The 10639-nt window shown below is 62.7% G+C and carries 13 protein-coding genes and 1 tRNA gene; 6 read left to right on the top strand and 8 right to left on the bottom strand.

Annotated elements, in window-relative coordinates; translation table 11 throughout:
• Window positions 1–311: 311 nt before the first annotated feature.
• From qatB to qatD, 3 genes are read left to right on the top strand one after another with little or no spacing between them, the layout of a single operon-like run.
• Window positions 312–884, top strand: coding sequence for a Qat anti-phage system associated protein QatB (gene qatB, locus EN738_RS23125; RefSeq protein WP_126089958.1), 573 nt, complete (start codon window positions 312–314; stop codon window positions 882–884).
• Entirely contained in the window at window positions 881–2251 is a 1371-nt protein-coding gene (gene qatC / locus EN738_RS23120) for a Qat anti-phage system QueC-like protein QatC (RefSeq protein ID WP_091600255.1), read from the top strand. The genes qatB and qatC overlap by 4 nt, the downstream gene beginning before the upstream one ends.
• Before the next feature lie 2 nt (window positions 2252–2253).
• Window positions 2254–3012 carry a Qat anti-phage system TatD family nuclease QatD gene (qatD, locus tag EN738_RS23115; RefSeq protein ID WP_091600256.1) on the top strand — a complete coding sequence of 253 codons (759 nt, stop codon included), beginning with the start codon at window positions 2254–2256 and terminating at the stop codon, window positions 3010–3012.
• A 51-nt stretch (window positions 3013–3063) separates the two neighbouring features.
• Here qatD and EN738_RS23110 read toward each other — a convergent pair whose 3' ends face one another.
• From EN738_RS23110 to EN738_RS35625, 8 genes are all read right to left on the bottom strand, one after another.
• On the bottom strand, window positions 3064–3774 hold the full coding sequence (locus EN738_RS23110) for a YfbU family protein (protein ID WP_091600257.1): 711 nt from the start codon (window positions 3772–3774) through the stop codon (window positions 3064–3066).
• 211 nt (window positions 3775–3985) lie between these two features.
• Window positions 3986–5620: a hypothetical protein gene (locus EN738_RS23105; RefSeq protein ID WP_091600258.1), complete on the bottom strand. Its 1635-nt coding sequence runs from the start codon at window positions 5618–5620 to the stop codon at window positions 3986–3988.
• A gap of 237 nt (window positions 5621–5857) precedes the next feature.
• Entirely contained in the window at window positions 5858–6301 is a 444-nt protein-coding gene (locus EN738_RS23100) for a hypothetical protein (protein WP_091600259.1), read from the bottom strand.
• 109 nt (window positions 6302–6410) lie between these two features.
• Window positions 6411–6518: transfer RNA gene (locus EN738_RS23095), tRNA-OTHER, on the bottom strand.
• A gap of 6 nt (window positions 6519–6524) precedes the next feature.
• Window positions 6525–7007 (bottom strand): helix-turn-helix domain-containing protein, encoded by a 483-nt coding sequence (locus EN738_RS23090; RefSeq protein ID WP_126037961.1) that lies wholly within the window; start codon window positions 7005–7007, stop codon window positions 6525–6527.
• 349 nt (window positions 7008–7356) lie between these two features.
• Window positions 7357–8220, bottom strand: a complete 864-nt coding sequence (locus EN738_RS23085) for a DUF3800 domain-containing protein (protein WP_236473432.1) — start codon at window positions 8218–8220, stop codon at window positions 7357–7359.
• A gap of 57 nt (window positions 8221–8277) precedes the next feature.
• Window positions 8278–8400: a hypothetical protein gene (locus EN738_RS36805; RefSeq protein ID WP_268931439.1), complete on the bottom strand. Its 123-nt coding sequence runs from the start codon at window positions 8398–8400 to the stop codon at window positions 8278–8280.
• A 38-nt stretch (window positions 8401–8438) separates the two neighbouring features.
• Window positions 8439–8627 carry a hypothetical protein gene (locus EN738_RS35625; protein WP_189521625.1) on the bottom strand — a complete coding sequence of 63 codons (189 nt, stop codon included), beginning with the start codon at window positions 8625–8627 and terminating at the stop codon, window positions 8439–8441.
• On the opposite strand from EN738_RS35625, the gene EN738_RS23080 reads away from it, so the two are divergent.
• Genes EN738_RS23080 through EN738_RS23070 form a run of 3 tightly spaced genes read left to right on the top strand, consistent with a single transcriptional unit; the run spans window position 8607 to window position 10512 of the window.
• Window positions 8607–9551 carry a hypothetical protein gene (locus EN738_RS23080; protein WP_189347894.1) on the top strand — a complete coding sequence of 315 codons (945 nt, stop codon included), beginning with the start codon at window positions 8607–8609 and terminating at the stop codon, window positions 9549–9551. The two genes, EN738_RS35625 and EN738_RS23080, sit on opposite strands and share 21 nt — an antisense overlap.
• A 3-nt stretch (window positions 9552–9554) precedes the next feature.
• Complete coding sequence (locus tag EN738_RS23075; protein WP_127285735.1) at window positions 9555–10307, top strand: hypothetical protein; 753 nt, start codon at window positions 9555–9557, stop codon at window positions 10305–10307.
• On the top strand, window positions 10276–10512 hold the full coding sequence (locus EN738_RS23070; RefSeq protein WP_126037967.1) for a hypothetical protein: 237 nt from the start codon (window positions 10276–10278) through the stop codon (window positions 10510–10512). Before EN738_RS23075 ends, EN738_RS23070 begins: the two co-directional genes overlap by 32 nt.
• Window positions 10513–10639 lie beyond the last annotated feature (127 nt).

The raw sequence follows: 10639 nt of genomic DNA, 5'->3' as shown, positions 1-10639 counted from the left end.
AGCCCAGTTCCCCCCGGGCGCTGCTCCCAACCTGGGTGGACGACGTCGCCGCGTCGACCCCGTCGGCCCCGCCCCTTCCGACACCGCTTCCCGTGCCCGCCCCGCCGGGGCAGCCCGGAGCAACTCCGGTTCCTGCCCCGTCGGGCACACCGCCGAACCCGGTTCCCGTGCCACAGCCGCTGCCCCCGCTGGCGTCACCGGCGGCGGGCAAGCCACTCGGCTCCGCTCGCTCGGATTTCTCCCGTGCGGCCCGCTCGCGCGGGGGTGGCGGCAGGGACCTGAGGCGCGCCGCCGGCAAGTACGTCAGAGCCATGGGCGGTGCACGCAACGCTGCCCGTGCCATGGCGCCGTCCCGCAGGGTGATGACTGGCCTGGGACAGCTGTTGGGTCAGGTGGCGCAGAACGGCCCGGCTGCGGCTCTGCGGTTCTTCAACCTGCAGAGCCTCGTCGGCGCCCCGATAGCCGACGTCTTCCTCGCCCTCACGGACCTCCTGTGCCCTGACGGCGGGACGATTGATGAGGCCATTGCGAGGAACGCGATGCTCGAGACCGTGGGCGAGCTCGGCGCGGCGGGAGATCTGCCTTTCGATGGCGCCACGCCCGACGTGCTGGACGCCGTGTTCACCGGTGCGCTCGCACGCTCGATCGAGACCAAGCTGTTCAACGAGATCGGGGGCAGGTCCATACGGCTCCCGACCGACGTTGCCGCGGTCGAGATCATTCAGAGGACGCTGCACGACTTCATCCAGGGCACCGTCCGCGATCGCTTCGCGGCTGCGGGCGGCACGCTGGCGTCAGTTCCCTACGCGGGCGTCGAGGCCTTCGTCCAGGCCATCTACGAGCAGTCCTTCGAACTGATCCGCATCCTGGGGGATAGCGCATGAGACGTTTCGTGTTTGTCGGCCGCCTGGGTGCGGCGGATAACGGGGCCGTGCCGGTCGTCCAGCCGGACGCGACGCCGGTGACGGTCCAGTTCGTGGCCGCGAACAAGCGGCTCGATTACGGCATCGGCAACGCGCTGCAGACGTTGGCCGACCTCGGTCTCCGGCGGACGGAAACCGCGATCGACCTCGTCATCGTCGCCGCCATGGTCAACGCGGCCGACACCCGCGTCTCGCGCTCCGCGAATGCACAGGACGGCTGGACCCGGGAGCTGGACCTAGTGGTGCCGGTGCGTGAGCCTGACTTGTGGGCGGCGCAGGGAGCGTTGCTCGCCCGCACTCTCAGGTTCTTGACGGGCGACCATTGGCGTATCGTGTTCAGGGCACGGCCCGCACCCTTTGCGACGATCGCAACGGCGCGGCCGTCGCTGGGCCTCGCCGAGCCGGACGAAGTGTGTCTGTTCTCCGGCGGTCTGGACAGTCTCGTCGGGGCGTTGGATTTCCTGGCCGGGGGCGGGAAGCCGCTTCTGGTGAGCCATTACTGGGATTCGGAGACGAGCAAGGCGCAGACGTTGCTGCTGGACTTGCTGCGCAAGAATTACAAAACAAACGAGCCGTTGTCCCTGCGGGCGCGCCTCGGCTTCGACCGCAACCATGTCGACACCGGCGAGGTGGAAAACAGCCAGAGGGGGAGATCCTTCCTGTTTTTCGCGTTGGCCATTTTGGCGGCTTCGGGGCTGACGTCTGACGCCCCGGTCCGCGTGCCCGAGAACGGCCTGATCGGCCTCAACGTACCCCTCGACCCGCTCCGCCTCGGTTCGCTCAGCACCCGCACCACTCACCCATTCTACATGGCGCGCTTCAACGAGTTGATGCGGGGGCTTGGCATCGCCCGGCGTCTGGAAAACCCCTATCGCCACGTGACCAAGGGTCAGATGGTCAGGGATTGCGAGGATCCGGCGCTGTTGCGACGGGCCATTCCCTCGTCGATGTCGTGTTCCTCGCCGGCGAAAGCCCGCTACAGAGGCCTGCCACCGCAGCACTGCGGAACGTGCGTCCCCTGTCTGATCCGCAGAGCATCCCTGGCAGCCGGCCTGGACGCGAACGAGTCGGATACGACACCCTATGTGGTGAAGGATTTGGCGGCGCGTCGTCTCGATACGCTCGAGGCCGAGGGCGAACATGTGAGGTCGTTTCAGCTGATGGCGGAGCGGTTACGGCGGAATCCGCGGGCCGCAAAGGCCCTCGCGCGCATCCCCGGTCCGCTGACCGACGAGCCGTCCGAGATTGACGACTATGTTGACGTCTTCGTGCGAGGGATGCAGGAAGTGGCCCATTTCCTCGAACCCGTCAGGGCGAAGCCTAGCTGAGCATGTCTGCACCACGCCTCGTCGATTTCCACTGTCACCTGGACCTGTATCCAGATCCGGCCGCGGCTATAAGAGCCTGCGAAGAGGCTAAGGTGGCGACGCTCGCGGTGACGACGACGCCGAAGGCGTTCAGGCAGAACATGAACCTTGCAAAGGGCGCCGAGTTTGTGCGCATTGGGCTCGGCATTCACCCGCATCTTGCCGAGCAGCGCTGGACCGAACTGCCCCTGTTCGAGGCGCTGTTGCCCGAGACGAGGTATGTCGGCGAAGTCGGTCTCGATGCGAGCCCCGCACACTACCGCTCGATCGATCGTCAAGTCGACGTCTTCAGGCGTATTCTAACCTCCTGCCAGAGGGCGGGGGACAAGATCCTCTCCGTGCATAGCGTCCGCACGGCGTCGAAGGTTCTCGACCACATCGAGGAGCTGCTTCCCAAGGGCAGTGGCAAGGTGGTGCTGCACTGGTTCAGCGGATCGGTCGCAGACGCGCGGCGGGCTGCGGCTCTCGGGTGCTATTTTTCCGTCAACCAGGCCATGTTCAGGTCCGAGCGGTCAGTGGCTCTCCTCGGGACCTTGCCGCTCGACCGGCTGCTCACGGAGACGGATGGTCCCTTCGTGGAGGTAGATGGTTCCCCCGTCACGCCGGGCGGCGTGGACGAGGCCGTTCGCATGCTTGGCGACGTTGTGGGCCTGGGCGCCGAGGAGATGCGGCGCGCCATTTTGAATAATCTAAAGGCAGTTTTGGAACGGTCCGCAAACTGACGATTCCACGCCGACCCGAGCTTATCGTGGCCAGCGACTCTGCACCATTCGCTACCGGAGCTTGAGGAGCTCGATGAGCTCGTCGGCGTTGAGCAACTGGCCGGCACGCCTGTATGCCGGCGAACCGCGGCGGGCCTCGATTTCGGCATATTTCTGCAGCATCTCGCGATAAGTCGACACCGTGTTGGCGTGAGCGTTCAGGGATCTGTCCCTGAACTCCTCAAAGCGCCCGAGCTTTTCGACCATGAATTTGGCCATCGACATGTAGCGTCCCTCTTCGTTCCCGTCGAAGCCGTCAAACTTGGGGTTTTTCCCCCAGTACTTCACCTGGTCCTCGACGCGCTGCCTGTCTTCGGGACTGAGCTTCTCATATCCCCATTCAATGGCTCGCCACATCGCCATCGTGTCGACCACGAAGTCGAGCGCCTCGGGGTCGTCGACCTCATCGTGAAAGATGCCCGACATTTCCCATTCCAGGCCCCAGAAATGGCCTCCGTAGATGGCGCTCTGAATCAACTCGACTGACTTCATGTCCTCGTAGCCTTTATGCTGGCGCAGGACTTCGGCTAGCATCCACATGATCAGTTTTTCAGAGCTGGTCGGCCGGAAGGCCTTGCGCCGACCAGCCTCAAGCCCAGTATACACCAAGGTGCGGATGGCCTCTGCCCGCGAAGGGAGGTCACGCTGCTCTCCCCGCCAAGCATCGATCCGGTCAATCGTGCTTTCATCGAGCCTGAGCTCGAATCGCTCGGTTTTCACCATATCTACCTCCAATCAAGTCCGTACCGAATCCATATCGTACGGACATTGTACGTAAGACACGGTGAAAGGCAAGCATCGCCATCTCGCATGTCGTTACTTGGGTCAGGACGGGGGCGCGTCACACCCCCCACGGCTGGCATGCCGGCCGGTGCCTGCACCTCCGGCATGTGGCTAGGCGCTCGTCGGGACCCTCAGGGAACAGGCGAGTCGATCAGAGTGCAGGTGTCAGGATCCGGGCCGTAGTACTGCGCGAACTGTCGCTCGCCAAGGCGATCAGTGCAGCATTTTCGGATTTCCCGGTAAGCCATTTGAAATCGTAGCGGAAAGGTCCCGGCTCGAGGACCCATTGCAGGGCGAGATCGAACACGAGCATTCCGCCAAAGAAGGTGTTGACCAGTTTCTTGATGTTTTCGGGGCTCCGGCCGCGCACGGCGCGAGGAAAGATCTGCTCGGTGTCACCTCTGTCCTGGAAGAGGGACAGATGGGTGACGAACAGCGATCCGGCCTCAGGGTTGAAGTTGTCTCCCGCCATCCAGATGCCCGGCCAACAGAAAAATTCGGGACTGCGCTGCTTGTCTCGGCAAAAAGCGATGAAGTGCGAGACCAGGACCCGGACAGGCATGTTCACACCGGCATAGTTGAACGTACGATGCTCCTCCATCAGGGCATCGACAGGGCCCTTGTCGCCGAGCAGCCCGACCACGGCAGCAAGTCCCGTCCGCGGATCATCGTATCCGCATCGCTCGCTCAGTCGCGCCGCGACGTGCTCATACTCCTGAGCGGAGAAATTTTGCACCGCCTGGGCGAGCTCGGGGGTTTCGGCTGCGGCCAGGCAAAGTCTTGTGAAGCGCGCGCCAGGATCAACGTCGCGGATAAAGTCCTCGAAGAACTCGATGTCGAGCGGAAACCCCCTCGTCGGGTTGATTGCCAGATCGCAGATCAGCAGAAACAGGCCGACGATCGGGCTGTCATACCGTTCGGGCCATTCTGTCCCAGTAAGCACCAGGAACAGTTCAAACGAGTCGACATAGACGGGCGCAAAGTAGCCTTGCTCGCGATACGTCTGAAGCAGCTCGGGACCGCCTGACGATGCCAAATACTGAATTTGGCAAAAGCGGGCCTGGCCTTCGAATATCTGCTGGATGCCGATGTCGGCGTAAGGTGGGCGCGCACCGCGATGGAAGCCTTCAATCCGGCTGAGTTGAAGTTTGAGGAATTGTGCATCCCAGCGACCGGGGTCGGGAAATTGCCCTTCCGCGAAGTCACAGGACCCGTTGATCGCGTGGACGATCTCACCATAGGTTTTGAGGTAGCTGTGCCCGACGCTCTGAAAATAGGGCGTTTGCTCCAGCGAGAGGATCGACTTCGGCGACCAGGCAAGTTGCTTGTAGAACTTGATGTCGAGCGCGTTGTTGACGGCAATATTGGCGGCGGCGAGCACCGGATCAGAGTGCGTCCGACCGTCGAGCATCGCCCTGTGCGCCCAAGCCTTTACAGGTTTGGCGACGCCGGCGCCCCGCGCAAAGGTCTGAAGAGACGTCATGCTGCCATAGATTTGCGCCGGGTACGCCAGGCTGAGGATGAGTCCCGCAGTGGACCCCATGTGCTGCCACCAATGCACGGTTTCGTGCAGATAGGTCGAGTAGGCTTGGTACAGTTCGGCTGCGTCATGACCCTCGGTGTCGCGCTGGGTGAGCGCGTCGACAAGCTCATGGGCGCGGGGACTGAGGCGCAAGACGAAATGTTCCGTCGTGTAGCTCCCGTGGCCTGCCAGCGTGGCGTCGAACACCAGTGGATCGTTGGCTGGGTTGAGCAGATACGGATCGAGATGGGAGAACAGGGACATGGGAGAACTGTAGCAGAGATTGCCTACGGAAGCGGACAAACGCCGGGCTACCAGGCGATCGGCCTGACGGCACGCCACGGCGGTGCAGGTCGGCCTGGAATTCGTCAGTCCGGAGGCGCCAATCGGCGTATTCCCTTGCGCCGTACTCCTTCGCATGGACCGACCGGGCGTCTTCGTGGGCGAGACACCGAAAAAAGCGGGGCCTGACGAAAAGAATAGTTCGCTGGGGCGGCGCGCTTAAGGGTGTGGGTTGCCGAGCGGATCCATGCCGAGCGCCAGCCTGACGCTCTCTCGGATGCTTTCAGTCATCGCCAGCAGAACTTCCGGTCGGATGTCTCCGGGCTTTTCAACCACCATATAGCGCACACGCACATAATCGTTCTTGTCGGCCAGAGTTTTGGCTTGGCTGACAGTTCTGGCAGGCAGGACCAGGCCTGAACCTTGAGCGGCCACAGCCATCTCGTGCAGATTGTGCCCCAAGGCCCGCAAAGCCTCAATGTCTCGGCCCGCGCTGCGGAGGTAGCATTTCAGGAAGAGTTCGCACGCATGGTAGCAAAGCAACCTGGTCGGTCCCGACGTCAGACCGCGGCGACCGGCATCAACGGCCTTCGCGGCCTGCAAAAAGGAGTCGGCGAGCAGGAAAATACCGAACGGGGTGGCGCCTTCCGATTCTGGGATCATGCAGTCCAGTTGATTTTGGTGTTCTGGAGTCTCAAGTCGAAGTGCCCCCGACCGATATGACGCCGTTCGATTGAGATTCTCCGTGCATGGCACGACTCCCGGTGGGCCTTGGACGTGACGGCAGGACTTGAACCTGGGACCTCCTCGCCCCTAGATAGCGGTGTCACGCACCACCCAGGTCGAAAGCGAGGCGCTCTATCCTCTGAGCTACGCCACGATCTGCCTATGCATCGTTGTCCACGACCAGCTGCGGCTTCTTACGCTTCAACCGGTTCGATCTCTCCTCGGCCGCCTTCTTGATCTCGGCGGCCTTTTCCAGCGCAAACGGCTTGGCGGCCTCGATCAGGCCATCGAAATGATAGCGGTTCGTCATGCTGCCATTGGGCGTGTTGCGCCGTTCCTCCCGGCCAAGAAGTTTAAGGGCCTCGAGGGCGGCAATGCGTTTCTGAATGGTGCGGGGCGTCACCCCGATCGCCTTGGCGATGGTTTCGACCGAGGGGTGGGGAAGGTTGTCGGGCAGCCACCAGTACTGGACCAGGTGGATGATGATGTTCATGTCGAGCGCATCGAGGCCGAGAGCCTGCTGCTTCTCGATGATGATGTTGGGGAAAGCGCTCCAGCCCGTGGCCATGAGTGCCTTGGTCCACTTCTTCTCGTTGGTGCGTAGCTTGTCGACGTCTGCCTTGGCGGTTTCTGGCTGGGCCATCTGAGGCTCCCTGTGATGAACTGCGCCTAGATATGGTGGTTTCCCGTGATGACGCAAGGGCATTGGGGACGGTTCTGCATTCAGGGGGAGGGTGTTTCAAGGTTCGCCCGGCCTATGTCCCTGGATTCAGGGGCCGGGGAACCGCGCTGCACCCAAAGAAGAGGACTTGATAATATGAAGTGCCGATCAGACGAACCGTGCTATATGCAAGTGATAAGATAGGGACCCCCCGACCAGAGGTTCACCCGGGGTGTTGACAAAGAGAGCGTCAATACCCATACTTTGGGCGTGAGCATCGCTCCGGGGTTGGCGCCAGGCGCCAGCCGAACTTTTCAAAACGAAGGCCCGGCTAGTCCGGGTCTTTGTTTTTTATCCGTTCAAAGCAGCTGTATTTGATGCCGCAGGATGCCAGGTCCTCGGGCTGCAGGTGCGCGTCGATGAGACGCTTGTGGTCCATCAGGGCCCTGTAGGGCCGGTAGGACGGGTCATAGCCGCCCTTGGCCATCGGATAGAGGTAGAGATCGGCGATCTGCAACATCGGCGTGGCTTTGGTTCTGCCGCGGGGCTCCCCGCGCACGATGTCCCTGAACTCCTCGGCAGTTAACGACCCGTAGCTGGCGGAGTTGGCGCCGTCGAACGGCATCCCCTGCGTCTTCAGGATCCGCGTGTAGGCCACCAGGTCGCGGTCCTCGGCTTTGCCGGCGCGCTCGAAGAACACGCGCAGCTTGCGGTCCTGGCTGCGGGCATATTTGGCGGCGCGCTCGATCAGGATGCAGTAGGCGGTCTTGCACATGAACCAGAGCTGGTCCCGGTACCGGTCGCGGTAGCGGGCAACATAGCCCGGTCGGTCGATGACCGCGGCGATGCCGATCACGGGCAGCCCAAGCAGCATCCCCTGCAAGTCTCCCAGGAATTCAAAAGCGGACTCCGGCTTCTTCAGCCAGCCGAAGTCGCCACGGCCGCCCCGGATCGCCCAGGAGTGGAGCGGGTAGGTGATGCCGTGCTTCTGGCAGAAGGCCTTGTGGCGGGCATAGAGCTCATCGACGTCTTCCTCGTTGATGAGGATGCCGCCGAGGGCGAAATAATCCATTTCGTCCCGGCGCTTCTCTCTGGGCTCTCGGTCTGGCTCACGGCTGCCGCTGTCATCGAGGTAAAGGTGGATTTCGCGGTCGGTCACGGGCAGGCTTTCAATTTCCGCACCAGCTTGGCTCAAAAACCTGAACCTGTACAGCTTGGCGACACTCGTGCGCGCCACAGGGAACGTTGCAGCTCAGGCCGATTTCATCTGCACCATCAGCGTCTCGCAGCTGAGGGTGAGTTGGCGGGCATATGCCTTCGAGGCGTCAAGCGTGGCTCGCTTGGTGACGCCGAAGATCAGGTAGCCCGCATGCACGGCGGCGAGGATGCCGAGGGCCGCAAGCTTTCCATGGGTTAGCTCGGCAAACGATCCTCGTCGACATCAACATCCGCGCCGCCGCCGACGATCCCGAGGACGACACCTACGACGTTGCCCAGGATCTCAAGAGGCGCCTCTCCCGCGACGACAAGGGCCGGCTCTACGTCGACGCCTTCCTGCTCTCGCACCCGGATTCCGACCACGTGACCGGGCTCACGACGCATTTCCACCTCGGCCCGCCCGAGGATTTCCCGGAGGGTGACGAGAACCTCATCCTGATCCGCGAAATGTGGTCGTCGCCGATCGTGTTCCGGCGCGCCAGCAAGCAGCACAAGCTCTGCGACGAGGCCAAGGCGTGGGCCACCGAAGCGCGGCGCCGGGTCGCGCTGTTCAAAGAGAAGGGCCTGACCGGCACCGGTTCAGGCGACCGCATCCTGATCCTCGGTGAGGATAAAGACGGCAAGACCGATGATCTCACGGACATCCCGGTCAAGCAGGACGGCCTGCTGACCGCAGCTGACCGCGTGAACACGGGCCAGTTCGAAGGCCGCCTGCTGGCGCCGATGTACGTCGACGAAGACGACAAGGAGCTGATCGAAGTCCTCGAGAAGAACAACTCCTCGGCGATCGTGCGGTTCTCCATCGCCGGCGACGGCGTGGCCGACCGCTGCCGCTTCCTGACCGGTGGCGACGCGGACGTCTCCATCTGGGACCGGCTGTGGCAGCGCCACAAGGACAGTAACAAGGACTGGCTCAGCTACGATGTCATGGAGACGCCGCACCACTGCTCCTGGCGCACCCTGAGCCACGACCGCTGGTCCGAGATGGGCGAGAAGGTCAAGGTGTCCGAGGACGCCAGGAACGCACTCTCCCAGACCCGTGACGGCGCCATCATCGTCGCCTCCTGCAAGCCCATCAAAAAGGACGACGACAACCCGCCTCATGAGCGGGCCAAGCGGGAATATGTCTCGATCACCTCGGCCGAACGCTTCATCTGCACGACCGAGTATGCCGATGAGCACGACGGGCCGGTCGAGTTCAACATCACCGGCGTCGGCACATCCAAGCAGCTGGCGCTGACCCCGAAAAAGGCCGCCTCGATCGCCGGCGTGACCGGAGTGACGACGACGCCCAGATCCCACGGCTGAGCCATGGCCTCGGCAGACATGAAGCGGCACGCGGAACACTTTCTGCGTGTCGCAACAGAGATTCCGCAATGCCAGCGCTGTGGCCTGATCGCCGTCGGTGACGACGTGGCGACCCTGTTCCTTGATCTGGCCGTGGAGATGCCAACGCACTGGCACGCCAAGGGCACCGCCCCTAACGGCGTCCTGCCGGTCGAACGCGTTGAGGTCCTGCTTGGCGCTGACTACCCGTGGCGGTGCCCCACCTTCACCCTGCGCAAGGGCTTTCCGCGCAACCTGCACCATCTGACGCCCGGCTCGGAAAACGTGTGTCCAACCCCCTGTCTTGTGGATGGCAACCAGGACGAATATTTCAATCAGCACGGCCTGATCGAACTCGGCATCGGGGCCATCGTCAACCAGATGGGCGTTTGGCTCGGTCGCGCAGCAATTGGCACCTTGATGGATCCGGATCATGACTGGGAACCCGTCATGCGCCAAGGCCTGCCGGACCGGCTTATTATCGATGCGGACTTCGCCCGAAGCCAGATCACCGACAAGTCCGGCTCGGTATGGCTTGCTACCAAATTCATGAAGGGCAAGGATCTCGCTGGCAAAAGGTCCTACACCCTCTCGGCGCACAATGAATTTGCCGCTGCCGTCGGCAACATGTCTGCTTTCCCCTTTGAGGCCGAAAGCGAAGGACGCTACAGCGGCATCACCGCGACGGTGCTGATCTGGCCGCCAAATGGGCGCCATCACAAGTGCGGTGCTGCCTGAGACGGTAGCGAACCTTGACGACTTGGCACAACGCGCTGAGGCCTTCGGCTGCGGCGTTGAGTTTGCGAAATTCCTCGACAGGCTCCAGCGGCGCTGGGCGGGCAAAACCGATGACGCGACCTTCCCGATCGCCGTTTTGTTTGGCGTGCGGCGACCTTTTCGGCTGATCGGGCGGGCGTCGACGATCGAGTTGCTTCTTGATTGAAATCACGGCTCCGCAGAAGCGGGCCTCGCTGTTCGAAGGGCCCAACGCGAGAGCCGCCGTTGCCATGGAGCAACTGGGTCGCACGACGCCCGCGCTTCTCCGCGCCGTGTCGGCAGCTCCCTCTTAT

It is taken from the genome of Mesorhizobium sp. M4B.F.Ca.ET.017.02.2.1 (assembly GCF_003998955.1).
Classification (GTDB): Bacteria; Pseudomonadota; Alphaproteobacteria; order Rhizobiales; family Rhizobiaceae; genus Mesorhizobium; species Mesorhizobium abyssinicae.
Note: the sequence above shows the minus strand (reverse complement) of the source record. Positions and strands in the feature narration are given on the sequence as shown.

What these genes read in the sequence shown, in the direction of transcription:
- EN738_RS23100 (WP_091600259.1), bottom strand. Translation starts at nt 6,301, where the DNA reads ATGATCCCAGAATCGGAAGGCGCCACCCCGTTCGGTATTTTCCTGCTC.
- EN738_RS23075 (WP_127285735.1), top strand. Translation starts at nt 9,555, where the DNA reads ATGGCCTCGGCAGACATGAAGCGGCACGCGGAACACTTTCTGCGTGTC.
- qatC (WP_091600255.1), top strand. Translation starts at nt 881, where the DNA reads ATGAGACGTTTCGTGTTTGTCGGCCGCCTGGGTGCGGCGGATAACGGG.
- EN738_RS23090 (WP_126037961.1), bottom strand. Translation starts at nt 7,007, where the DNA reads ATGGCCCAGCCAGAAACCGCCAAGGCAGACGTCGACAAGCTACGCACC.
- EN738_RS35625 (WP_189521625.1), bottom strand. Translation starts at nt 8,627, where the DNA reads ATGCGTCGTGAGCCCGGTCACGTGGTCGGAATCCGGGTGCGAGAGCAG.
- qatB (WP_126089958.1), top strand. Translation starts at nt 312, where the DNA reads ATGGGCGGTGCACGCAACGCTGCCCGTGCCATGGCGCCGTCCCGCAGG.
- EN738_RS23070 (WP_126037967.1), top strand. Translation starts at nt 10,276, where the DNA reads ATGGGCGCCATCACAAGTGCGGTGCTGCCTGAGACGGTAGCGAACCTT.
- qatD (WP_091600256.1), top strand. Translation starts at nt 2,254, where the DNA reads ATGTCTGCACCACGCCTCGTCGATTTCCACTGTCACCTGGACCTGTAT.
- EN738_RS23110 (WP_091600257.1), bottom strand. Translation starts at nt 3,774, where the DNA reads ATGGTGAAAACCGAGCGATTCGAGCTCAGGCTCGATGAAAGCACGATT.
- EN738_RS23105 (WP_091600258.1), bottom strand. Translation starts at nt 5,620, where the DNA reads ATGTCCCTGTTCTCCCATCTCGATCCGTATCTGCTCAACCCAGCCAAC.